The organism is Lentimicrobium sp. L6, from assembly GCF_013166655.1.
Taxonomy (GTDB): domain Bacteria; phylum Bacteroidota; class Bacteroidia; order Bacteroidales; family UBA12170; genus UBA12170.
Genome location: NZ_JABKCA010000030.1, coordinates 23,037 through 47,407, shown reverse-complemented (window position 1 = coordinate 47,407; position 24,371 = coordinate 23,037). Strand labels below are relative to the sequence as shown.

19 protein-coding genes are annotated in these 24,371 nt (G+C 35.4%); 8 read left to right on the top strand and 11 right to left on the bottom strand.

All coding sequences use genetic code 11. From position 1 onward, the window contains the following. Positions 1-8: 8 nt before the first annotated feature. The 3 genes from HNS38_RS09225 (at position 9) to recJ (ending at position 6,008) form a co-directional block, all read left to right on the top strand. Complete coding sequence (locus HNS38_RS09225; RefSeq protein WP_172281330.1) at positions 9-1,409, top strand: T9SS type A sorting domain-containing protein; 1,401 nt, start codon at positions 9-11, stop codon at positions 1,407-1,409. Between the two features lie 352 nt (positions 1,410-1,761). Then, positions 1,762-4,065 (top strand): hypothetical protein, encoded by a 2,304-nt coding sequence (locus tag HNS38_RS09220; protein WP_172346340.1) that lies wholly within the window; start codon positions 1,762-1,764, stop codon positions 4,063-4,065. A 182-nt stretch (positions 4,066-4,247) separates the two neighbouring features. After that, a complete protein-coding gene (gene recJ / locus HNS38_RS09215; RefSeq protein WP_172281405.1) occupies positions 4,248-6,008 on the top strand; it encodes a single-stranded-DNA-specific exonuclease RecJ in 1,761 nt (586 codons plus the stop codon). 44 nt (positions 6,009-6,052) lie between these two features. On the opposite strand, the gene HNS38_RS09210 is transcribed toward recJ, so the two are convergent. After that, complete coding sequence (locus HNS38_RS09210; RefSeq protein ID WP_172346339.1) at positions 6,053-6,964, bottom strand: alpha/beta fold hydrolase; 912 nt, start codon at positions 6,962-6,964, stop codon at positions 6,053-6,055. Positions 6,965-6,974: 10 nt separating this feature from the next. Then, positions 6,975-7,616, bottom strand: coding sequence for an HXXEE domain-containing protein (locus HNS38_RS09205; protein WP_172281337.1), 642 nt, complete (start codon positions 7,614-7,616; stop codon positions 6,975-6,977). A gap of 219 nt (positions 7,617-7,835) precedes the next feature. Between HNS38_RS09205 and HNS38_RS09200 the strand changes: the two genes are divergently transcribed. From HNS38_RS09200 to truB, 4 genes are all read left to right on the top strand, one after another. Then, positions 7,836-8,711, top strand: coding sequence for an ABC transporter permease (locus HNS38_RS09200; RefSeq protein WP_172281339.1), 876 nt, complete (start codon positions 7,836-7,838; stop codon positions 8,709-8,711). An 18-nt stretch (positions 8,712-8,729) separates the two neighbouring features. Next, positions 8,730-8,984, top strand: coding sequence for a DUF3098 domain-containing protein (locus HNS38_RS09195; RefSeq protein WP_172281341.1), 255 nt, complete (start codon positions 8,730-8,732; stop codon positions 8,982-8,984). Positions 8,985-9,115: 131 nt separating this feature from the next. Then, a complete protein-coding gene (locus HNS38_RS09190) occupies positions 9,116-9,910 on the top strand; it encodes an undecaprenyl-diphosphate phosphatase (protein ID WP_172281343.1) in 795 nt (264 codons plus the stop codon). An 11-nt stretch (positions 9,911-9,921) separates the two neighbouring features. Further along, on the top strand, positions 9,922-10,650 hold the full coding sequence (truB, locus tag HNS38_RS09185; protein ID WP_172346338.1) for a tRNA pseudouridine(55) synthase TruB: 729 nt from the start codon (positions 9,922-9,924) through the stop codon (positions 10,648-10,650). Here truB and HNS38_RS09180 read toward each other — a convergent pair. From HNS38_RS09180 to HNS38_RS09145, 8 genes are all read right to left on the bottom strand, one after another. Beyond that, complete coding sequence (locus HNS38_RS09180; RefSeq protein ID WP_172281347.1) at positions 10,631-11,899, bottom strand: lipopolysaccharide biosynthesis protein; 1,269 nt, start codon at positions 11,897-11,899, stop codon at positions 10,631-10,633. The two genes, truB and HNS38_RS09180, sit on opposite strands and share 20 nt — an antisense overlap. Beyond that, on the bottom strand, positions 11,896-12,945 hold the full coding sequence (locus tag HNS38_RS09175; RefSeq protein WP_172281349.1) for a DUF4340 domain-containing protein: 1,050 nt from the start codon (positions 12,943-12,945) through the stop codon (positions 11,896-11,898). Before HNS38_RS09175 ends, HNS38_RS09180 begins: the two co-directional genes overlap by 4 nt. Positions 12,946-12,979: 34 nt before the next feature. After that, positions 12,980-14,725, bottom strand: coding sequence for a gliding motility-associated ABC transporter substrate-binding protein GldG (gene gldG, locus HNS38_RS09170; RefSeq protein ID WP_172281351.1), 1,746 nt, complete (start codon positions 14,723-14,725; stop codon positions 12,980-12,982). A gap of 6 nt (positions 14,726-14,731) precedes the next feature. Further along, on the bottom strand, positions 14,732-15,463 hold the full coding sequence (gene gldF / locus HNS38_RS09165) for a gliding motility-associated ABC transporter permease subunit GldF (protein WP_172281353.1): 732 nt from the start codon (positions 15,461-15,463) through the stop codon (positions 14,732-14,734). 115 nt (positions 15,464-15,578) lie between these two features. Beyond that, positions 15,579-16,163 (bottom strand): class II aldolase/adducin family protein, encoded by a 585-nt coding sequence (locus tag HNS38_RS09160; protein WP_172281355.1) that lies wholly within the window; start codon positions 16,161-16,163, stop codon positions 15,579-15,581. Further along, positions 16,163-17,275 carry an S-methyl-5-thioribose-1-phosphate isomerase gene (mtnA, locus tag HNS38_RS09155; RefSeq protein ID WP_172281357.1) on the bottom strand — a complete coding sequence of 371 codons (1,113 nt, stop codon included), beginning with the start codon at positions 17,273-17,275 and terminating at the stop codon, positions 16,163-16,165. The genes HNS38_RS09160 and mtnA overlap by 1 nt, the downstream gene beginning before the upstream one ends. A gap of 80 nt (positions 17,276-17,355) precedes the next feature. Continuing rightward, a complete protein-coding gene (locus HNS38_RS09150) occupies positions 17,356-19,407 on the bottom strand; it encodes an LruC domain-containing protein (RefSeq protein ID WP_172346337.1) in 2,052 nt (683 codons plus the stop codon). Positions 19,408-19,786: 379 nt separating this feature from the next. After that, the gene (locus tag HNS38_RS09145; RefSeq protein ID WP_172281361.1) at positions 19,787-20,764 is read right to left on the bottom strand and encodes a hypothetical protein; all 978 of its coding nucleotides are present in this window, start codon (positions 20,762-20,764) and stop codon (positions 19,787-19,789) included. A 755-nt stretch (positions 20,765-21,519) separates the two neighbouring features. On the opposite strand from HNS38_RS09145, the gene HNS38_RS09140 reads away from it, so the two are divergent. Next, entirely contained in the window at positions 21,520-23,298 is a 1,779-nt protein-coding gene (locus HNS38_RS09140; protein ID WP_172346336.1) for a PAS domain-containing sensor histidine kinase, read from the top strand. A 64-nt stretch (positions 23,299-23,362) separates the two neighbouring features. Here HNS38_RS09140 and HNS38_RS09135 read toward each other — a convergent pair whose 3' ends face one another. Then, a complete protein-coding gene (locus HNS38_RS09135) occupies positions 23,363-24,349 on the bottom strand; it encodes a DUF4249 family protein (protein ID WP_172281365.1) in 987 nt (328 codons plus the stop codon). Positions 24,350-24,371: the final 22 nt, after the last annotated feature.

Below are 24,371 nucleotides of genomic sequence, written 5' to 3'. Positions count from 1 at the left end.
TAAAGGTCATGAAAAAGCAATTAATAATATTGTTGGCCTTTATGGTCACTTGTTTGTATGGTCAGCAATTAAATCAAGTAGAATATTTCTTTGATGAAGATCCAGGTTTCGGTTTGGCGACTCCCATCAGCATCAATCCCTCCGAAGATGTTGAGATTATTGAAAGTCTCGATATATCTAATCTTTTGCCAGGTTTTCATAGCCTATTTGTTCGAATAAAAAGCGAAAATGGAAGCTGGAGTAGTGTTTTATCAAAAGGCTTTTATATAGAAGCAAATAAAGGGGAAGCCTCCCTAATTAGTGAGGTAGAGTATTTTTACGATCAGGATCCGGGATATGGAAATGGGTTTCCTTTTCTTGAATTTCAACATCATAATGAATTACAATTGAGTTTTTTGGCAGGAGTGAGTCAATTGGAACCTGGAACTCATGAATTCAATATCAGAACCATGAATGACTTGAATCAGTGGAGTCAGACCTTTTCTCAGCAATTCGACTTGCTCAATTGTGATTTAAGCATTTCTGGTTTTATCTTCGATGCGGATGAAACCCCTATTCCATCTGGTATGTTGGTTCTGTATCAGTATTTTGGCGAAGGATCTGCCGTGGGGGTAGATACGCTGTATCTTGAGGATGGGAATTATGAGTTTTCTCAGGTTTGTCCCAACTCGAATTATTTTATAAAAATAATACCAGAAGATAATAATAGCTTTCTTCCCACCTATTACGGTGATACCCCTTATTGGCAAGAGGCTGCCATCATTTCCACCCAACAATCTAGTCTGTTAAATATGAATATCATGGTTTCCTCTTTTTCGGAAATGGATGCGGGGACTAGTCAAGTGAAAGGACATATTTATCATGCTGAATCAAGAGGAGAGCCTGTTAAAAATGTGGATGTGATACTTGAATTTGATGCTGCTGATGATAAAGGAAACTTTCTTCCTGTGGCTTACAATAGGAGTAATGACATTGGAGAGTGGAGCATGTCGAATCTTCCTATAGGGAATTTCAGAATAAAAGTAGAAATACCTGGTTTAGAAATGGATACTACCTACTATATCCAAATAGCAGAGGATAATACCACTGTGGAAGACTTGAATTTCTATGTAGATTTTAATACTGGAATATTTGTAGCACATATAGGAGTATCTGAATTAAACATGGAATCAAGTATCCAAATATTCCCCAATCCAACATTGGGAACAAATCTTTGGATTCAAAGTGTTAACCCTGAATTAAAAATTGTTGAGCTAATTATTTATAATTATGCGGGACAAACCCAAGACTTGAATAATGGGCTGCACACAAAAAATGCCATTGATATTAGTGAGCTTTCAAAGGGCTTTTATCTTCTGAGGATAAAAACCAACAAAGGGATAATGGTACGAAAAATCATTATTCAATAATATAAATATAGTTAAGTATCACATATTAAGGGTTATATATTTCTTTGCTCTTTAGGGCAGGGGTGAAAGCTATTATGATGATATGAAATGGTTGGAGTAATTTCTTATTATTCTAGCAGAGGCTATCAGAAGCTATGATTCCAAAATGGCATCTTCTGATGGCCTCTAATAATATTAGGGATTTCATTTCATTTTAAACATTTGCATAATAAATAAATCTATTTTGAGTTATACACCAGAAGAATAGAAACTATAAAGTCAAAATTCTTATTATTGTAGATTAGTATCTATACTATAGTTTTTATATTTGGTATTGATATTGATATAATATAAATGATTGAAAATAAATACAATGAATAAAATATTTACATTTTTTGCTCTTATTTTAAGCCTTTCTGTTTTTTCACAAAGTATTAGTATTGGAGATTGGCGCGATGAATTACCCTATCGCGAAGCCATTGCAGTGGCCATAGCTGATGATATCATATACGCGGTTACTCCTTATAGCCTATTCACGCTTAGGAAGTCTGATGAAGTGATGAAACGCTATAGTAAAATTAATGGTTTGAGTGATTTTGGAGTGAGTACTATTGAGTATAATAAAGCTGAAGATGTTTTAGTTATAGCATATTCCAATACCAATATCGATTTAGTGAAAGATGGGGAAATCATCAATATTTCTGATATCAAACGTAAACAGATTTTGGGTAAGAAAACCATTAACAATATTTATTTTATTGACGAGATAGCCTATTTAAGTTGTGGATTTGGAATTGTACTGTTAGATGTTAAAAAGGAAGAAATTAAGGATACATGGTATATTGGTGATGATGGCAATGCATTGGAAGTCTTTGATATAAGTCGTTTGGGAAACGATATTTATGCAGCAACCGAGGAAGGGCTAAGAAAAGCTGATTTATCAAGTCAAAACTTAGCCGATTTTCAGAGTTGGACAGTGGTAACAGAAGTCCCTCATTCTGATGGCGTATTTGATCAAGTAGAAAACCATCAAGGAAAAATATTGGTGAATCATCATCCTGATAATAATTTAGATAGTATTTTTATTTTGCAAGATAATACATGGAGCCCACTTGAAATTCAAAATGTAAGAAGAAATGTTAATTTAACTAGCGGTAATAGATATTTGTATCTATATAGAACTAATGCTCTGGTCCTATATCAGCCAGAACTCGATTCTAGTAGCACTGTTAGCCAGAATGGTCTTTCGTATAGCATGAAGCCTGCAGAAGTTGCAGAGGATTCGGATGGCTCGTTTTGGATAGCAGATGAACTTAGTGGTCTTGTTAATACGATTGACTTTTATCGTTTTAGTAACTATATATTGAATGGCCCGCGAACAGCTAATGTTTTTGATATGAGTGCCCAAGGGAATCGATTAGTAGTTGCACCTGGAGGTCGAGATGATTCTTATGCTAACGTTTATAATAGTGATGGAGTGTTTAGTAAAATTGATGGAGAATGGGTAAATTATTATAAAGGTAAAGATTCTGCCCTTGATACCATCTATGATATGGTTTGTGTTTCCGTTAATCCAAATAATATTAATCAATATGCTTTAGGAAGTTGGGGGCGTGGAGTCACTGTTTTTAATAGTGAAGGCGTAGAAGCGGCCTATGGAATAAGCAATAGCACCTTGACACCATATAATGGTACAACCAAGACATTAAGAATTGGTGGCGTAGCTTATGATGATGCAGGAAGTCTTTGGGTAAATTGTGCATATAGTAATGCATTAATGCATCGTTTGTCTCCAACAGGAGAATGGACTGCCTGGGAATTAGGAGCTTCCAGTGCTCAAGATGTGGGTAAAATGATGGTGGATTCAAGAGGATATAAATGGATGCAAATGCGCCAAGGAGGAAGTAATTATATTTTCGTCTTCGATGAAACTCAAGAGCCAGGAAATCAGTTGAAAGGACTAAATTCTTATCCCAATAATGGAAATATACCAGGAAGTACTGTTACGGCCATTGCTGATGATTTAGATGGCGAAATTTGGCTAGGAACAGATGCCGGAATTGGTGTGATTTATAATGCTTATGGTATATTTAATGGAGGTGATTTTGATGCACAAAGGATTATTGTGGAAAAAGATGGCTATGCTCAATACCTCCTTGAAGCAGAAAAAGTAAAGGCTATTGCTGTGAATGGAGCCAATCAGAAATGGGTGGGTACAGAAAGAGGTGGTTTGTTTTTATTATCCGCAGATGGTCAAGAGGAGATATATCATTTTACAAGTGAAAACAGTCCCCTTTATTCCAATAATGTGGTAGCTATTGATATTTTAGATAATGGCGAAGTGTATATTGGAACCGATAAAGGGGTCATAGTATTTAAAGATAGCCCTGTTCCTCCTGAACCAAAACTTACGGATGATGTTTATGCTTATCCCAATCCTGTTCGTCCAGATTATAATGGTGTCATTGCTATTAAAGGATTGGTAAGAGATGCAAATATTAGGATCACTGATGTGTATGGTGGATTGGTACATCAGAGTGTTTCCTATGGTGGACAAGCCATTTGGGATGGTCATTCCTTGAATAGAGGAAAGGTAAATACTGGTGTGTATTTGGTATATATCTCCGATGATTTGGGGAACGAAACCATGGTGACTAAAATATTGTTTGTGAAGTAGAAATCCTTATTGAAATAGCCTCAATAAATAGATTTAGGGCTACTAAAGATTGAAAAATATTCAGCCCGATATTATAAATGCAATTTATAATATCGGGCTGAATATTTTTTATTTGCGGCTATAATATATTTTGTTATTCCCACTGAACATGCCATATAAAATGATTAACTTTGTTCGCTCAGATGGAAAAACAATGGGTCATATTACCAGAAAGCGATGAGAAAGTTATTTCTCACTTGCAGGATGTTCTAAAACTAGAACCAACTTTGGCTAACTTATTAGCACAAAGAGGAATCACTAATTACGATGAAGCCAAAACCTTTTTTAGACCAGAATTAAGTCAACTTCATGATCCTTTTTTAATGAAGGATATGGATAAGGCTGTGGAAAGAATTGAAGAAGCAATCAATCGTCGTGAGAAGATATTAGTCTATGGTGATTATGATGTGGATGGTACCACCGCCGTAGCATTGGTTTACTCTTTTCTTAAAAAACTATACTCCGAAGTAGATTTTTATATTCCAGATAGATATAAAGAAGGTTATGGGATATCAGTTCAAGGAATTGATTTTGCAGCCAAATCTGGTTATAAATTGGTGATTGCACTTGATTGTGGAATCAAAGCTGTAGATAAAATAGAATATGCCCGTTCCAAAGGAGTTGATTTTATTATTGGCGATCATCACCGACCAGGAGATGAAATTCCCAATGCGGTAGCAGTATTGGACCCTAAGCGTGTGGATTGTGAATATCCATACAAAGAGCTTTCGGGATGTGGTGTGGGATTTAAAATGATACAAGCCTATTCTCAAAATAATACTTTTCCTTTTGATGATTTGAATGAGTATTTAGATATGGTGGTAGTAGCGATTGCTTCTGATATCGTACCCATTACTGGTGAAAATAGAATCTTAGCCTATTATGGCTTACAAAGAATCAATAGTAATCCACGCCCAGGAATAGAAGCGATTTTAGAGTATACTAGCTTTAAAAAAGTACGTCCTAGGAATGTGGAGGATGGAGATTATATATATAATAAAGAATTGACAGTAAGTGATTTGGTGTTTCAGATTGGTCCTAGAATTAATGCTGCTGGGAGGATTGAAAGTGGTAGGAACTCAGTGGAACTATTGATCAGTCAAACCCTTGATGAGGCCTATTCTTTTGCTAAGAAAATAAATGAACTCAACACCGAAAGAAGGACCTTGGATTCTGAAATCACTGAAGAAGCCATGACGGTGATAGAGGATGATCCAGAGGATGATACTAAACTAAGCACCATTGTTTTTAATCCCAATTGGAGCAAAGGAGTTATTGGTATTGTGGCCAGTAGACTGATAGAATCTCATTATCGACCTACTATTGTCTTCACCAAAAGTAATGGTTTGCTCACAGCCTCCTGTCGTTCCGTTCAAAATTTTGACATCTACGATGCCATTGACCATTGTAGTGAGTTGCTAGAGCATTTTGGAGGCCATAAATATGCGGCTGGTTTTAGTCTTAAGCCTGAAAACCTAGATGCTTTTAGAGCCAAGTTTGAGCAATATGTAAAAGATAATATCACCGAAGAATCCCTTACTCCTGAAATAACTATCGATGCTGATATTCACTTAAATGAGATCAATAATAAGTTTTTTAGAATCCTCCGTCAGTTTGCACCCTTTGGGCCTGGTAATATGGCTCCAGTATTTGTAACCACCGATGTGATGGATACGGGTAGTGCCAGAACAGTTGGTAAGAATCATTTAAAGCTAGAGGTGGTACATGCCAATATTTCTGGTTATCCCTTGCCTGCTATAGCTTTTCAGCAAGCAGATAAACTAAATATGATTAAAGGACAAGGTCTTACTTTTTCCATTTGTTACCATTTGGAAGAAAATGAATGGAATGGTCAAAAAAACCTTCAATTAAATATTAGAGATATCAAACCCGATATGGAGTAAGGATTAGTTGGATAATGTTTAACTTCTTCTGGTTGATATTCATACTAATTCTCTCGATTATCACCTAAAAAAGCAAGCACATAAGAAGAAAAGGTGCTAGGGATTTGGTACATCATACCATGGCCACTATCATATACATTAATCAAGGTGGAGCTTCTTATAGAATCATGGAGGATGGTAGAATTTTGGCAGGGGACCACTTTATCTTTATTTCCACAAATGAGAAGCACAGGCATTTTGAGTTGATGGAGATGACCCACAGATCCGCCCAATGGTTCTAACCATTTTTGAACCGCTTCATATTCCATTCCTATTGTTTTGGGATGGTAAGCTTCTGTTGCATGTGGCAAAACTAACCATGGTTTTGGATGTTTGGCTAACCAATCGTTTGGGAATAACGTTTTTAGTAAATCTAAGGATGAGGATTTTGGAGAACTAAGTATCCCAATGATTTCTTTTGAGGGATTGATGGTGATACCATCTCCAGGGTCTGTTGCATATAAAATCAATTTCTTTAGTTTTTCTGGGTATTGAATAGCAAACATCTGTGCCACATATCCTCCCATGGACCATCCCAATATATGAGCTTCTTTTATGCCAATGGCCTCCATAAATTCACTAAGATCTTTTGCCAATGAAGCCATAGTAAATGATGTGCCAGAATTGGAGCTTTTCCCCATTCCTCTGTAATCAAAAACAATGACTTGATAATGTTTTTGAAGGGCTTCAATGAATACATTACTCCATAAATCCATATTGGTGGCGTATCCTGTACACAAGATTATTGGGCTTCCTTCTCCATAGACACGATAAGCGATTTTGGCGTCTGTGATTTCTGCATATAGAATGCTGGAATCTGGATTTGCAAGTGTTTTATTAGGAGCGAATAAGGAAAGGAAGAGGACAAGGATGAACAGGTGAATGGCACTAAATGATGTTCTTAATGTGTTTTTCATGTCGATTATATTAAGTGTAATGATTGGTTTTTTCTTCTTTCAGCAGGCAGCGTTTCGGAAAGTGATAGGGAGAGTTCTCTTCTTTAAGCCACATGATGATCTTGATGACTCCTGCATAATTTAATAGAATTCCTAGAAGGATACCTATGAAATAATCGGATGCTTGAACAAGGTGTTCTGTATGTATGATATAGAAAAACATAATACTCAAGGGTAGGAATAGTAATACACTAGTGGCCATTCCAGCATTATAAAATGTTTTGCCCTTAATGTTAAAAATAAAGCTGTGAGCAATGATGTTTCCTGTAGAAATCAGGATGGTAGCCATACCCAACCATATTGCTTTTTCAGCGAATACAATGGCCAGAAAATAAGTCGTCCATCCCATAAAAACATTTACAAATACTGCGGATTGGGCATTTAAGGGATATCTGTCGGGCTTTTGGCTTTTAAACATCATCATATTTACCATGCCCGGAAAAGTACCCACAATTCGATATTCCTCCAGTTGATGAAGGAATAAACTCAATAAGCTCAAGCACATTAATAGTTGATAGAAACTCATATTCTGGCCATTTAATAGTAAAATTACGATAAGAAAGAGGGCGAAAAATCCTCCTAAATCATACCAATGGTTTCTTAGAAATTTCATGATGAAAGCCGTTTATGTTTAAAGGTAGTGATAATATTTTGAAAATGAACATTATAGATTCGTGTTTTTGCGGCTTTTTTTAGATTCTGCTTTTGTTTTCTGCCATATTTTTGAATATAGAGCTTTTTAGTAAGTTAGATAAATTCAATTTTGATACTTAACATTTATTAAAGCCACCATATATTTCTTTTTCTTATTTTAGCGCATTAAACAATTTGAATGAAACCGCAAAAGAAAGTCAGTAAAAGAAAACTTCAATCCTCCTACCTTACCACTATTGTAAGTATTACTTTAGTGCTTTTTATGTTAGGCTTGTTGGGTCTGATATTGCTTAATTCTAAGAAGTTGGGCGATCATGTAAGAGAAAATATTGGCTTTAGTATCATCATGAATTCAGAAGTAAAAGAAGCTCGAATTATGGAGCTGAAGAAGAATTTAGATGCTTCAGATTTTGTGAAATATACCGAGTATATTACCCCTGAAGAGGCTGCTGAAGAATTACAAAAAGAACTGGGAGAAGATTTTATTGGCTTTTTAGGTTATAATCCACTCTTACCCAGTATCGATTTACGCTTGAATGCACAATATGCTAATGTGGATAGCCTTAAAGTAATAGAAGCTCAATTGCTTCAGAATACAGATATTAAAGAGGTCTATTATCAAGAATCCTTAGTGGAGATGATTAATGCCAATGTGAGAAGAATAAGTATCTTTATTCTAGTGTTTAGCTTTTTATTATTGGTCATTGCCATTGCACTGATTAACAATACCATCCGATTATCGGTTTATTCTAAACGTTTTCTAATTAGAAGTATGCAATTAGTAGGAGCCACTAAGTCATTTATACGAACCCCATTTATCCTAACCGGAATATTGCACGGTCTTTTAGCGGCATTATTCGCCTCTATGGCTTTGGTTGGGATTTTGTATTTCTTATTACAGCAGGTCCCCGATTTAGTAACCATAAACGATTTTAAACTCTTTGCGGTATTGTTTGGTTTTGTGATTGCAACGGGAGTTATAATTACTTGGTTATCCAATCTTTCTGCAGTTAATAAATACTTGAAGGCCAAGCCCGACGAATTATATCAATAGAAAAGAAACATATTTACTATGAGTAAAATAGATAATAAACAAGAGAACCCAGACAGAGAGGTTTTTGTATTTGGAAAAGAGAATTATAAATTCTTATTCATTGGATTAGGTTTGATTGCACTAGGCTTTATCCTAATGATTGGAGGTGGTTCTGAATCTCCTGATGAGTTTAATGAAGGTATTTTTAACTTTCAAAGATTAACCTTAGCCCCTATTTTAATTTTGGCTGGTTTTGGTGTGGAAGTCTATGCCATCATGAAAAGAAACAAGTAGTACTAAGTTCCAGATTTAAAGAATAATAATGAAGTTCAAAGTTTTTAATTAAGCTTTGAGCTTTTATATTTTACTTGGGTCTGCTAATTATTTTTATTATATTTGATAGAATCACCAAATAAAAATCAGAAATGAGTTGGATAGAAGCATTAGTTTTAGGAATTATTCAGGGTTTAACAGAGTTTCTCCCTGTAAGTAGTAGTGGTCATTTAGAGTTGGCGAAATTTATTCTTGGCGATACCAGTTTGCCCGAAGATAGTATGCTGATGACAGTGGTTTTGCACGCTGCTACTGCTTTGAGTACTATCGTTGTTTTCAGAAAAGATATACTTGAAATCATTGTGGGTTTGTTTCAATTTAAGTGGAATGAACAGACCAAGTTTTCCTTAAAAATTATCATTTCCATGATTCCTGCAGGTATTGTAGGTGTATTCTTCAACGAAGAAATAGAAGCTCTTTTTGGTGGAAGATTGATGTTGGTGGGCTCTATGTTAATTCTAACTGCAGTTTTATTATTAATGGCGGATAGGGCAAAAACAACGGATAAAGGAGTAGGAAATTGGCATGCCATCATCATTGGTATTTCACAAGCTATTGCTATAATGCCAGGGATTAGTCGTTCAGGCGCTACTATATCTACTAGTGTGTTATTAGGTATTGATCGTTCCAAAGCCGCCCGTTTTTCTTTCTTAATGGTAGTTCCATTAATTCTTGGAGCTATGGCCAAAGATTTAATGTCGGGTGAAATTAATTATGAAAGCTCTCAGATGCTTCCTTTAATAGTGGGGTTTATTGCTGCTTTTATCACAGGAATTGCTGCATGTACTTGGATGATAGCATTGGTTAAGAAAGCCAAACTAAGCTGGTTCGCTTTATATTGTTTCATCGTGGGAGTCATTGCTATTGTTTATACCTTTGCGGTCTAATTAAGATTTTAATGGAGATTAATGAAAAACCCGACTTTAGAGCGGGAGAAGTATTTTTGCTAGACAAGCCCTATGAGTGGACTAGTTTTAATGTGGTGAATTCCATCCGATATCAAATGTCTAGGGTTACTGGTTTTAAAAGAAACAAAGTTGGGCATGCAGGAACTTTGGATCCTCTTGCTACAGGACTACTTATTATTTGTACTGGAAAAGCTACCAAGCAAATAGACAGTTATCAAGCCCAAATTAAGGAGTATACCGGAACCTTTAAAATAGGGTCGACGACCCCATGTTTCGATAAAGAACAAGAAGAGGATCATCAATATCCCACGGAGCATATTACTGAAGAGATGATTCGTGAGGCTACAAAGTACTTTATGGGTAAGATAGAGCAGACTCCTCCTGTGTTTTCAGCTATTAAAATCAAAGGGAAGCGAGCTTATGATTATGCTCGAAACGATGAAGAAGTGGTGATAAAACCCAAAAACATCGAGATTATGGAATTCGAAATCACTGATATCAGAATGCCAGAAGTTGACTTTAGAATAGTTTGTTCTAAAGGAACTTATATTCGGTCTTTGGCACGGGATTTTGGATTAGAGCTAGATTCTGGAGCCTATCTAATTGCTTTGAGGAGGACCAAGATTGGAGACTATGATGTAAAAGATGCTTTGACTCCTCAGGAATTTAAAAAGAAAATGCATGGTTTCTGGCCTGATCTTATTCAGGATGTTGAATAGAAATTTTATAAAACCAGTAGCCAAGGTATAAATGGAATACTACCTGAAAAGCACAAACTATCATTAAAGATGTTTCTATAGTCCCATCTGTAAAATGTCCTATAACAAAGGCAATAATCACCATGATATTCATACTTAAACTAAGCGCAAAAAATCTTTTCTGATTTTGAGTGATTAAAGGAATATGTGTGAAAGGAGAAATAAGAAAGTTTAGAAATAACCAAGGGCTTAGAATTTGAGCATAATGTCCTGCAATAGCCCAATCTTTACCCAATACAAAACCAAATATCTGGGTTCCAAATATCGCTAATAGTATAAAGATGGGTAAACCTAATAAGGCCATCATCTTTACTTGGCTGGTAAATAACGCTCTAATATCTTTATCCTTTTGCCATTGTTCACTTGCTTTTTGATAGAATACTTGTCCCATAGCTGAACCAATAAATCCGGCAGGAACTTTTACTATTCTTATCATTCTGCTATAAAACCCTAAAGTAGCATCGGAGAAGAATCGCGAAATAATTATATTCACAATACTCTGTTGTCCTATGTCGCTTAATACATGTAGAGAGTTGATTTTGGGGAAGTCAGAATGCTCTTTTGCTTGTCTTACTATCTCTACTCTATTTACTGACTTTAGCAAACTCATATCATTTCTCCAGAACTTGAAAATTAAAGGAAGACTTCCAATAAACCATCCACTAATTTGCCCCCAGATTAATCCAATGGAATTAAATCCTAAATATCCAGTTCCTATACTAACAGAAGCATTGGTGCTACTTTGACTCACCTTGGAATAGGCAATGTTTTTATAATATTTCTTTCGAGTTGCCCAAAGATTAAAGCTTTGAAAAATGCCACTGACCAAAACAAAAAGAGGAACCCATTTTAGAAAAGGAAATAAAGCTGGAGACTTTGCTATTTGCGAAATTTGTTCTCCAAATATCCATACAATTATTCCGGAGAGAATAGTCATGAGGAGGGCAATGGTTAAAGATAAGGCCAATATATTTATCGCTTTATCATCTTCTTTAGGAAGCACAATAGCCATTTCGTAACGAGCAGTGGCCAAAGCAGAAAAAAGAGTTGCAACAGCTAAAAATAGGGCCAAAATACCAAATTCGGCAGGGGTAAAGAGTCGGACGAGAATAATTTCAGAAGCCAGCGGAATAAGTTGTGCCAAAGTGCTGCCACTCAGAATAGTGAGGACAGGGCCCATAAATCCCGATTTTTTAAACTTCTCTATCATTCATTTCTGCCTTGGTGGAGATAGAAAAACTCGATGGGTCTGGTGATTTTGTCAAAAACAAAATATTGAACCATCAACATTTGGTTATTATGCCAGCCATACATTCTATCATAATCATATTCAGCTTCAAAACCATGTAATTCTTCATCGTGCAAGCCTTTCATTTTGAAAGTTTTTATCTCATGTTCTTTGCCATTGGTTTCTTTTACCTTAATGATGTAAACAGGTTGTGAATGAATAATAGAATCTACCTTAGTCTCTTGCATATCGTCTAACAAACTCTCGTAGTTGATGTCTTTAAAGGCATCTAAAAAAGTATATAAGGCCACGGTATCATATACAGGTAGTATTTGACGGTTCACCAAAGACATGATCTCATATCCCTTATCCATTTTTCTGATTTGGTAGGACTTACTTGGATGCTCTGGGGATTCCACAGAAACTTCAGCAATTCTATGATATGGGATTTTGAAAATTTCATGACTTAGCCAGTCTTTAGGATTAGTTGTGAAACGAGCGGCCACAAAACCTCTAAATCCTGGCAAGGTTACTACATAAGGTCGTTCGGCTCCTTCTAAAAGCATGACCGTTCCTTGATTGTCTTGGGTGGCATTCCCCACATAAAAAACCTTAGATTTATTCACGTAAGGGAACAACTTTAATGAGCCCATATTGATATAATGGTCGTTTTGATAAACTTCAACCTTAATGGAATTACCAGCCATCACCTTTACTACATTATTATGAGCTTTTTGAGAAACAGGGAATTTAACTTCTAATCTCTTTAAAGTGGTCAATAGCATTTCCATATTTAATTGATGGGCTTTGCCATTGCCATTTAATGTCCACCCTAGATCTGTCCTTTCAAAAGTAAGAGACTTCCCATTTTTATCGGCCATATATATTTTTACAATGTTGGCAGTGTCTTTAGTCGCGAAATTTGATTCACTGCCAAAAAGGGTAGAGTTTTTATCGGTCATTACAAAGCTAATGGCTATAATAACCAAAATAATCATTGTAATTAAAACGAGTTTGTTCTTCTTCATTCTATATCTTTTTCAAAAAAATGTCAATCAATAATTAATTCTTCACGGTATATTTTCTTTTTCTTCTCCATTGAAGAAACAAGGCCATGATAAAGATCAGGACAATGGGCGTCATTACATTTAACGATTTGATCAGCAACATATTCTCGTCCATCTTGTTTTTGTCCAATAGACGAAGTTTTATCTCTCTACTTCTGATGCTGATTAAGCCATTCTTATCTATTAAATAATTCATGGCATTTAAGATGAAATCTTTGTTCCCAAATGTCTCTCGAGTATACTGGTCAAATCCTAAAGGAAGTGGATAGCCTTTGCTATAATGTAACTGATTCTTGATAATATCACCATCTGAAACAAATATTTGAGCTGTTTTTTTACTTGCTTTTTGAAATCCTATGCTGTCGTTATTGGCTAATTTAGGTGGGATTCTGTTGGCAAATAATGAGGTGAACTCCCCCTCAACCAATACGGCAACCATTTTAGGTGGCAGATTATACATCCTAGGGTCTGGTGGATTATCCATAATCTGTAGATCGATAAGTGCAGGTGACTTAGATATTCGGGTATAATCGGAGGAGGCCAATAAAGCAGTTTTCTTTACATTTTCAGACTTTACCGTATCTAAAGTACCAGAGAAATCAGTCATAATGGAGTTCATATTATTCACTATCGGATGCTTACTGGCACTGGTTAAAATAGGAAAATAAAACCAAGGTAGGAATTCCTGTCGGGGTTGGTCTCCAATCATACCTGTAACAATAGGGATAGGCCGAGCATTTAAATCCATTAATAACTCCTGATTCATCCTCACTCCATATTTGAAGAACATATCATTGAGATTCAAATCTAATCCAAAACCTAAAGTTGTTCTGGCGTTTTGAAGGCTATCCATGGAGGCATAAACAGGATCTACGAGCCATAATACTTTACCACCTCTCATGATATATTGATCGATGATGAATTTGTCTTTTTCAGAAAATGCAGAATCCGGTTTAGCAACAATAATGGCGTCAAATTTATTGGTGATGATGATTCTTCCGGTACTGTCGTAGGTTTTGAAATCGGAAAGACTAGTTATTTGTTCATTCAAGCGAATATTGGTCACACTATAATGTTCTGATAAAGCATTACCTATATCTGCTGTTTCTTTTTTACTCAACTCACCATGACCTTCTATAAAAGCTATTTTGGCTCTGGTATTTACTGCCAATTGGCGGATGACGCTAGCCAAGGTGAATTCCAAATTCTCAACAGAACTATTTAAAACTTCTTCCGGAGGCATCCCCAGTTGGGTTTTCAATAATTCAACATGCCCTTCGGCATTCATATAACTCACAATGGCTCCTGGGAAGATAAGTTGTGCGGAATTTCCTGTTTTGTCGTTTACTTGAAGGTTGGTGGGTTGTAAGCCCTTTTCCATGAGTAATTTATAAACCTTGTTTCTTTCTTCTTCATCGCTGCTTTCGGAAGGGTTAGAGAATTCAAACTCAATATATTTGCTATAAGCCCTAAACTCATTAAGCATTTCCTTGGTTTCGTTTCTTAAGCGTTTGAAACCAGCAGGGAAATCCCCATCTAAATAAACTTTGAAGAATACATATTCATCTAGGTTTTCCAGCATATCGATGGTGGCAGGAGAGAGGGTATATCTTTTTTCACTGGTGAGATCGAATCGGGTATACACATAATTCGAAATGATATTGATGGTCATGATGATGATAAGACCATAAACCAGCTGTAGTATATTATTTCTTCGGTGATTGTTTCTTGTGTTTTTCATGTCAGCTTACCATTTACGTGATTCAAGAGATATTTTAGTTAACATGATGAAAACAGCAGCAAAGCTGAAAAAGTAGATTAAATCTCTAGTGTCAATCACCCCTCTACTCATGGAGGCGTAGTGGGCACTAATTCCCAAGGACTTAATAAATAAATCTACTGGACCAAAAAGGTCAAGAGAATAGATGATCTCGAAGCCTAAATAGCTAAAAGCAGTGATAACAATGGCTAATATAAAGGCTACAATTTGATTGTCAGTTATGGAAGAAGCAAAAAGGCCAATAGCTACAAAGGCTGCCCCTAAAAATATTAATCCAATATAGGATCCCCAGGTGCCACCTAGATCTACATTTCCTGCCGGAAAACCAAAGATATAAATGGTGATTAAAAATACTAGAGTTGGTAAAACACTAATGATAACCAAACTTACACCTGCAAAGAATTTAGCCATAATGATTTGTAAATCACTTAGGGGTTGGGTGAGTAAGATTTCTATGGTTCCTGATTTCTTTTCCTCGGAAAACATGCGCATGGTAATGGCAGGAATGAGGAATAAAAATACAAATGGGGCCATGAGGAATAAAGATTCCATGGAGGCGTATCCAAATTCTGGGATGTTAAATTCAGTTGGAAAAACCCATAAGAAGAGACTGTTGATCAATAGAAAAACGATGATCACGATATAGCCTATCAATGAATTTAAAAACGAACTGATTTCTTTTATGTATAGTGTAAACATTGCTTAAGAAAATCCTGATTAATAGCTGCAAATGTAATTAGTTTTTGGGAAATAATAGCCCAAGATTTAAATGCAGGATTCAATTTTGATTTTTTATGAATAAACTAGCAAATGATTAAAATAGATCCTCAAAAATTTGAAAAACAGATTTCATATCTTTAGCATAAGCTAGCAATCCCTCTTTATGTCCTTTCATTAAAAATAGGCCTTCGTCTTCTTGCTGATTTCGGATAAGGAATTTCACTGCGCTAGCCATATCTGTTGTTCCATAAGGTATGTGAGAACAGGTGGAGGGTAAAGAATGATAATATCGGTTCCAAAGTTGAAGATGATGGATATGGAGGATGGCATTAATTTGTGGAAGCTCTTGATAGATGACAGCATGAGTTAGTGATTCGGAGGAGGCTGCTATTGGTCCAGTGCACCAGATCTTATTGTTTTTGATAGCCCATTGATGAACCAAAGAATAGTGGTTTGAATTGGATGGTGTAATGGAGCCTGTGGCGCTACCGCTGACTAAAAATCCACCTTCTGCTCGTATGCTAATATTTCCATAACCAATTCCATTTTCATAAACTCCAATATATTTCTTTTCATGGGCCAAGTCTCTATAATATATAAGCTCCTCCAGATTTTTTGTATTTTGTAATTCTTCTTTTTTCCAATCATATTGGAATTTAATAATACCATCGTCGCTCATTATGATTTCCTTTCTGGATATAGGTTTAGCATTTCTTCTTCATTGGCTTTGCTGATTCCTCTTTCTGTGATGATTCCTGTAATAAGTCGAGCAGGAGTAACATCGAAACCGTAATTTACGGCAGGGCTATCTTTCGGACAGATCAGAATTTCTTCTATTTTGTGTTCTTTACTCAGTCCACTCATGTATTTTATTTCATGTGCATCTCTTTCTTCAATGGGGATTTCTTTAATACCATCCCTTAAATTCCAATCGATGGTGGAGGAGGGTAGAGCTGCATAGAAAGGGATATGATTGTCAAATGCGGCTAATGCTTTTAAATAAGTTCCTATTTTATTGGCTACATCACCAGTTCTAGTGGTTCTGTCGCTTCCCACTATCACCATATCAACCAAACCATGTTGCATAAGGTGGCCACCAGTATTATCTGCAATGATGCTGTGTGGTATGCCATGCTCTTTTAATTCCCAAGCTGTTAATGATGCCCCTTGATTTCTGGGTCTAGTTTCGTCTACCCAAACATGAACTGGGATTCCTTTTTCATGTGCTGCATAAATGGGAGATAAGGCCGAACCATAATCCACAAAAGCCAACCATCCTGCATTACAATGGGTGAGAATATTAAGTGCTCTTTGAGGATTCTTATGATGAAGCTCTTGTAATACTTGTAGTCCATGTTGACCAATTTTTCTGCACATTTCTGCATCTTCGTCAGCAATTTGATTCGCTATAGCTAGTGCTCTATTTTTAAGCTCCTCTAATTCTATAAGATCTTGCAATTCTACTAACATTCTGTCAATAGCCCAGCTTAGGTTTACAGCCGTTGGACGGGTAGATTTTAGCAATTGAGCTGCTTTAGTGAGTTTGGAATCAAAGTTATCATTTTGTTTTAAAGTCAAGCAAGCCAAATAAATCCCATAGGCACCAGAAGCTCCAATGAGACCCGCTCCTCTTACCCACATGTCTTTAATGGCTTCGGCTACCATGCTGTATCTGTTGAGTTCCTTTATCACAAATTGATGGGGGAGGAATCTTTGATCAATAATTTGTACTACTTCTGGCTTCTCCGGGTTTACCCAAATGGTTCTATATGATTGGTTACCAACTTTCATTTTTATTCAAAGATAAAAAAAAGAGCTGTCGGTTAGAACAGCTCTTTTGATGATTGATGTTGATTAATTCTTTTATATTCTTAGTCGATGTGATAAATATTCAAATCGTTTCTGTAACCACTCTTATTCATATACCAATCTGGATAATTACTGCCGCTTGTTTCCACCCAATTGATGAATTTTAAATGTGCATCGTTAATTGGTGATTTTTCTAGAGCATAGTCAAGTTTACTAGCAATGTTTAAACCGAATGGTAAATTAAATTCTGTTTTGTAATATCTTCCTTCTTCAGGATTAGAACGGTCAGAATACTGTCCAAAATAACTAGCATCCACCAAATCGGTAGGTGTATAATTGGCTAGATGAACTTCGCGGCCTCTTTCACCATTCACAAAAATGAATGGGTTGAATGGTGCTAGTCCAAAGTCAGCTACATCCATGGGGCTACTTAGTTTTATGCTTATTGTCATGGTATCAGGAACAATAAACTCTTGGCTCTCTTTGGTGTTTCCATGTCCATGGTCCCAAGCATCGTCAAATACAATCACAGTAGCATTGCTTTGTCCTGCTTCAGTTCCATTGGCATTGGTAGCGATAATATCGTGTAATAAATTTTGACCGTTGATGTATTCGATATCTGCAGGGTCTATTCCTTGCATCTCGAATCCAAACCCATTATGGAAGCTAGCTCCAATGGCTCTCACCACAAATTTAGCATCTAATTTCACTACATCGTTTTGAGCATTAGTGATTCTATTAAAATTATAATCGATAACGAGGTCGTTGAAATCATAATCACCTACTGATGGCCATAAGTCTTCAAAGGCAAGAGTTCCGTAATGGTCTAAACTGCTATAATAATTATTGAAAGCCAGTTCAGGGTCTTCAGGATATTCGTCAATTCCATCTTCTATACCATCACCATCTGTGTCAGTTGGGTCAGAATCAAGAGGAGGGAAGTTGATAGTCTCAACAGCGTCGATAGGGTCAACATAGGCATAGAAGATAGCATCGTTGAAATCATTATCACCACCTGGGCGAATTAAATCTTCGAAGCTAATGACAAAGGTATTCTCGCCCTCGTTATGCAATAATACCACGTGTTGTCTATACTCTTCATTAGGTTCGGGATTTAAAATTTTGTCACTGAAAATTGCTCCAGCGCCTGTGCTCACAGTTTGAGAAGTCTGATTCCAACCATTACGAAGCAAAACCCAACCTATAACAGTTTCAGCAGGAAAGCTTCCTAAATGCACTTTGCTTCCTGAGTTTAATTTACCACCACTACCTCTGTAGGAAACATTAGGAAAAATGATCTTGCATTCTTCAATATCTTCAATAGTTTGAGGAGGGAAATCTCTATGATATGTATAATAACCAAGGGCATTGGTGTATCCAGCTCCTTCGTGCACAAAAGTAACCCATACATCAGCATCGGCAACAAGAGTTAAATTTTGACGATTGACATCGTAAAGGTATTCAGGATGATATGTTGGTACAGGACGATTTTCGGGAAGAGCGGCGTTAATTTGTGTCATTAATTCAGGAGAAATATCGTCTCCAGGAGATTCTAGATAATTAGGTACGCCCCATCTATTATAGCTCCCCATATAATTAATGGTCATGTTAGTAGCATGACTTGATTTTAAAGCTTTTGCTAGTGGTGCAGGAGTAAAAACTTGATTTAAGGCTGTTTCTTCACTGCCTCCCAATGTATAATTAATGCGACCATCAACTATAGGAACCATGGCTTCATTAACAAATCCAATATGATTGGTGGCAATAACCACTTCTGATAAATGACCAGGGAATTTATAATCTAATTCAAATATACCATTCGCATTGCTGATACCATTAATGATAACAGAACCACCTTTGTCTTGAAAGTCGGTTAAGATGCTCACCTTTACGTTTGGGAAAGCATTGTCACTATGGTCTAAAGTTTGAATTTCGATGCTGGCTGTTGTAGAAGTTTCCCAATTGAAATTTGCTGCTGCTTTCACATCACCCATGCCTGATGCGTTTTGAGATGTTGCATTTGGATCTTGTTCCAGTTTTGGAAGGTGCTTAGCACATGAACTTACTAATAGGCTTCCTGCAAATAAGAAGGCAAATAATCTAAAATTTTTCATTTTCATAATATTAGCTCCGACTCAAGGAGTGTTTATTGACTCTATTCACTAATGTATATGCAATATCGATACTTTTTGTTTACCATAATATAGGAACGTAGCGATATTGTTAGCAAATGTAGCTATTTAACTCGTAAGTGTGAATAAGTAAATCCAAAAATCAGAACATTGTCCAGAAAATGTCCAAAAGGTTTGGGCTCGGAAATTTGTTGATAAGGGTATTGATGCTTTCGATGAAATCAGGATTGCTAACAATTACAAATCCGTTTGATGGGTCAAAACTGAGGTTACAAGATGTGAGTGACACTTGCGTTCCGGAGAATAAAAAAAGCCAAAACATAAAAAGTCTTGGCTTGATATTTTACATGGTTTCCATTAATTATTCAGGAATACCTTCTACAAAATTCAAATCAGGAAGCGTTTTTACTTTGCTAATGGTTTGAAGGTTCATTCTGTAGAACCCTCCCCCACTAGATCTTCCTGCATAAATTCCGTATCCATTTTCGATATTAGTAAAAGCTGGGCGATCAATAACTAAAGAAGAACTGGGTTTGTTCACTTCTAAATAGGTATTGAAAGTATCGTCGGCTGTACTTAAAATCAATTCGATTTGGCCATAATAACGTTTAAGATTTCCAGCAGGAGGTATGTTATTCATGAGGTTAGCATAGAATTCTTCTCCAATATATGGGACTTCCATATTTTCACCACCTGTTAAGGTAAGTGAGGAATAAGTAGGGAAAACCCAATCTACATATTTGTATTGACGAGTGGTGGTGTCATTTAGTATTTGTTCCATATAATGAAAGCGAAGATTGAGCTGGTAGGTTCTCGCATTTGCGATACTCTTAAATTCTACTACTTTGTCGCTTTCAAAAGTGATAGAGAAATTGGGGTAATCAAATCTCAAGCCACTACCATTGTGAAACTTTGAAGTGGAAGTGATAAGGCTCCCTGTTTTTGGGTTGCTAATTTCCAAATCATAATTGTTATCAGAATTGAATTTGCCTTTAGTCACCGCATAATATACTTGCATTTTGGGAGCGTAAAAGATGCCTTCATTTTTGTTAAAAATGGTTACCGTATCAAAGGTAATGGTTTGATTTCCTGATTTTATTTTTACATCTAATTTATATGGATAAAGGTTGGAGTCGGCAATTTGTGCTGATTGATAAATGTCTCCATTAGTTAAATAGGCTCTTTCGATTCTAATATAACTAATACTATCGTTAGGGTTCATTAACCCATAAACTATGGTAATATCTTTAAAATCATCTAGGATTTTTACATCTTTATCGCAACTCATCCACATAAATGGGATGGTGAGAAATAATATTATCGCGTATAATCTGTTCATATCTATCAATTATGGTAATGTTGCACAAAAGTACACATATTTCCTTTGTGGCCTTATTTTACAGTAAATATTTAAGGGATTCTGATGATTTTAGGTGATTAACCAAGAAGAATAAAGAAGATGAAATGATTTAGCATTAGAAAACACCTTTTTTAAAATGGGATATTGTTCTATTTGTAGAAATCGTTGTAAAAGCCTGATAAAAAGGTAGATAAACTACACTTTTTAAAAAGTGTAAGATAGTACTTAGAAGCTCAATTATAAAACATATATAATATTGTTCTATTTATAAAAAAAGGTGCTAAAAGCCATAGATATATTGCAATAAGCCCGATAAGTAATCAAAGCGGCTAATGACAAAAACGATTTGTTGGTACATTTTGATCAGCTATTGGAATTATCTTTTTACTTAAATGAACCAAGGTATAATCTAGCATAGGGATATTTAGTTTTAAATACATGATAATACTGCAGCGCATCAAAATCAGGGCAAACGCATACTTTGTTAAAAAGCTAAATTTAGAAGAAAATAGTTTAATCTATAGGTATATTGCTAGCGCGGAAATGTTTTCCGTGCGAAAATATTAACATTATGGAATGTATTTAAATCACACCAAATCCGCGTTAGCTTTGTTAAAGATAATTAGAAAAATATAAGTACGCGTTTGCCCTGGCATCAAAATGAGAAATAGCCAAATTTCTCATAATTATTCTTATATTTACCCTAAAGACTTATTTCGGTTAAGAAATATTTATTGAAAGATAAACAGAATATTTTGAACAAAACAAATAATAATACTTCTGATGTGCCTGATTGGATAATTAATAAATGGCAAGAGCTAGTCGATTTGTTAGCCTATTCTATTGATGTTCCATCTGTTCTCATTATGAAAACAGGGCGGAAGTACATGGAAGTTTTTATAGCCAGTAGAACAGAAAATAACCCATACCAAATAGGAGATAAAGAAAAAATGGCTGCTGGTTTTTATTGTGAAAGAGACCTTAAAAGCAAAAAGGAACTAATAATCTCTAATGCATTAAAAGATAAAGAATGGAGCGAGAATCCTAATTTGAAACTAGGAATGATTTCCTACCTAGGGTTTTCAATAAATTATCCGAATGGCATTAATTTCGGGACGATTTCTGTTTTTGATAATAAGGAAAATAAGTTTAATGGTAATTTCATAAAATTAGGTAAACATTTTAGAGATATTATTGAAAATGATTTGTTTTTACTACAAACCTTTGAACATAAAGTACCTAAGGAAGTCACAACAATTGCAGAGCATTATAAAAAGATTACCAATCAAAATAAGGAGTTAATAAAAGCTAAAGAAGAACTAATGAAAGTTCATGAGAGCTTGGAGGAGATTGTAGTAAAAAGAACCCAACAATTACAGGATGAAGTTGAAGGTCATAGGAAATCGGAGTTGGCCTTGCAAGAGAGTGAAGAAAAGCTTAAGGCCATTTTGAAAACTATTCCCGATTTTCTTTTTCATTTTGATAATAAAGGTAAATTTATTGATTATTATCAAGAAAATAAGAATGATAAATTATTTTTAAAATCTGAAAAATTTATTAATAAATTGTTGTCAGATATATTCGAACCTGAGTTGGCAGCTAAGATGCTAAAAAAAATAAGTGAAGCGATATATGATGGGGAATCACAAATGGAGTATCAGCTGCTTATGGGCGAATTGAAACATTTCGATGCTAAGTTTTCTAGTTTAAATCAAAATGAAGTTATAGTAAGCGTTAGAGATATTACAGATCGAAAACAATCAGAAAAAGAGATAAAGGAAAGTGAAGCCAAACTGAGAGAGCTTAATGCAACCAAAAACAAACTTTTTTCAATTATTGCTCATGATTTAAAAAGCCCTTTTAATATTATTTTGGGATCATCGGGACTATTAATAGAATATCTAAAGGAATTTGATGTCGATAAAACTGAGAAATATTTAAGTTATATTAACTCATCAGCTCGAGAAACCCTTATCTTACTTGATAACTTATTGAACTGGACAAAATCACAAACCGGACAAATTAAATTTAATCCCAAAATACTTCATCTATCACCGATTATCCAAACTATTTTAAAATCATCCTACTCATTGGCGAAAATTAAGAGTATATCTTTAAATCATATTCAAGCAATGGATGTTGAGATTTATTCAGATGAAAATATGCTTAAGACCATATTGCGAAACCTAATTTCTAACGCTATGAAGTTTACAAACCCAGGAGGAAATATTGATGTTTCTGTTGAATCAAATCAAGGTTGTGTTGAAATCTTAGTTTCAGATAATGGAGTAGGAATTGACAACGAAAAGCTTAAAAAGCTATTCGATCTATCTGTTGATATTAGCACTTCAGGAACATCTGATGAAAAAGGTTCAGGACTTGGGTTGGTTCTTTGTAAAGAGTTTATAGATAAACTAGGAGGAAGAATTTTGGTAGAAAGCCACAAAGAAAATATGGCAGAAGGCATAATAGGAGGGAGTCATTTTAAAGTTGTTTTACCTATAAATAAATGAAATGGCTATCGATTTTTAATTTAAATATTTTTTTATGGTTTTTTGTGGCCAATAAATACAAAACTTAATCTTCTGGTATTCCGTCTACAAAATTTAGCCCTGGTACTCTCTTGATATGAAATTTTGAATAAACGCTCATGTTGAAAAACCTAGAGCCATTTGATCGGGCTGCAAAAACTCCCAATCCGTTATTGATATTTGTGAATAGTGGTTCTTCCATAACCATTGAACCTTCTTGGCTATTGGCTTCTAAATAGGTATGGTATGTATTGTCAATGGAACTGATCATTAATTCTATTTTCCCATAATATCTTTGCTTGGTGGAGGTTTCTTCAATGTGGCTAGTTAAAAAAGGGTAGAAACTTTGTCCAGCAATAAAATGCTGAATGGTTTCACCGCCAAGAATATCCCTGGTAATCGTTCTTGGAAATCCCCAATCTATGTATAGATATTCTCTAGTACTCGTATCGTTTACATCTTGCTCCATATAGTGGAATCTTAAGGTGAAGTCATATATCCGAGCGTTTTTCTGAGTCTCAAATTCTATAAGTTCATCATCCTCAAAATCGATGTTGTATATGGGTTCCGAATATTCTATGTTATTGCTATTGTGGAGGATGGAGGATGAGCTCACTTGTTTATTAAGTTTGGGATTGTTGATTTCGAGAAGGGTATATTCTCTAGTGTTTAATAAGCCTTTAGTAAGGGCATAATACACTCTGGTTTTTGGAGCACTAAAAATTCCATCTTCTTTATTGAAAAGGGTAAGGGTATCAAATATAATTGTATTGGAGCCAGACTTGAGTTTTACGTCCAGTTTATAAGGGTATTCAATGGAGTCTTGAACTTGAGCAGCTTCAAGAATGTCTCCTTCGGATAGGTATCCTTTTTGAATTCTTATATAAGTTATGCTGTCATTAGGGCTCAGTAATCCGTATACAATTGTAGTATCTTGATAATCATCCATCATATCAATATCCTTACTACAATTGCTGAATAGTGAAATGACTAATATTGAAATAAGAATTCTATGTGATATATTTCCCATCATTGATTATGCAATATAATTATTT

Excerpts from the sequence above, each read along its gene's own strand:
- HNS38_RS09225 (WP_172281330.1), top strand. The coding sequence starts at position 9 with ATGAAAAAGCAATTAATAATATTGTTGGCCTTTATGGTCACTTGTTTG.
- HNS38_RS09220 (WP_172346340.1), top strand. The coding sequence starts at position 1,762 with ATGAATAAAATATTTACATTTTTTGCTCTTATTTTAAGCCTTTCTGTT.
- recJ (WP_172281405.1), top strand. The coding sequence starts at position 4,248 with ATGGAAAAACAATGGGTCATATTACCAGAAAGCGATGAGAAAGTTATT.
- HNS38_RS09210 (WP_172346339.1), bottom strand. The coding sequence starts at position 6,964 with ATGAAAAACACATTAAGAACATCATTTAGTGCCATTCACCTGTTCATC.
- HNS38_RS09205 (WP_172281337.1), bottom strand. The coding sequence starts at position 7,616 with ATGAAATTTCTAAGAAACCATTGGTATGATTTAGGAGGATTTTTCGCC.
- HNS38_RS09200 (WP_172281339.1), top strand. The coding sequence starts at position 7,836 with ATGAAACCGCAAAAGAAAGTCAGTAAAAGAAAACTTCAATCCTCCTAC.
- HNS38_RS09195 (WP_172281341.1), top strand. The coding sequence starts at position 8,730 with ATGAGTAAAATAGATAATAAACAAGAGAACCCAGACAGAGAGGTTTTT.
- HNS38_RS09190 (WP_172281343.1), top strand. The coding sequence starts at position 9,116 with ATGAGTTGGATAGAAGCATTAGTTTTAGGAATTATTCAGGGTTTAACA.
- truB (WP_172346338.1), top strand. The coding sequence starts at position 9,922 with ATGGAGATTAATGAAAAACCCGACTTTAGAGCGGGAGAAGTATTTTTG.
- HNS38_RS09180 (WP_172281347.1), bottom strand. The coding sequence starts at position 11,899 with ATGATAGAGAAGTTTAAAAAATCGGGATTTATGGGCCCTGTCCTCACT.
- HNS38_RS09175 (WP_172281349.1), bottom strand. The coding sequence starts at position 12,945 with ATGAAGAAGAACAAACTCGTTTTAATTACAATGATTATTTTGGTTATT.
- gldG (WP_172281351.1), bottom strand. The coding sequence starts at position 14,725 with ATGAAAAACACAAGAAACAATCACCGAAGAAATAATATACTACAGCTG.
- gldF (WP_172281353.1), bottom strand. The coding sequence starts at position 15,463 with ATGTTTACACTATACATAAAAGAAATCAGTTCGTTTTTAAATTCATTG.
- HNS38_RS09160 (WP_172281355.1), bottom strand. The coding sequence starts at position 16,163 with ATGAGCGACGATGGTATTATTAAATTCCAATATGATTGGAAAAAAGAA.
- mtnA (WP_172281357.1), bottom strand. The coding sequence starts at position 17,275 with ATGAAAGTTGGTAACCAATCATATAGAACCATTTGGGTAAACCCGGAG.
- HNS38_RS09150 (WP_172346337.1), bottom strand. The coding sequence starts at position 19,407 with ATGAAAAATTTTAGATTATTTGCCTTCTTATTTGCAGGAAGCCTATTA.
- HNS38_RS09145 (WP_172281361.1), bottom strand. The coding sequence starts at position 20,764 with ATGAACAGATTATACGCGATAATATTATTTCTCACCATCCCATTTATG.
- HNS38_RS09135 (WP_172281365.1), bottom strand. The coding sequence starts at position 24,349 with ATGATGGGAAATATATCACATAGAATTCTTATTTCAATATTAGTCATT.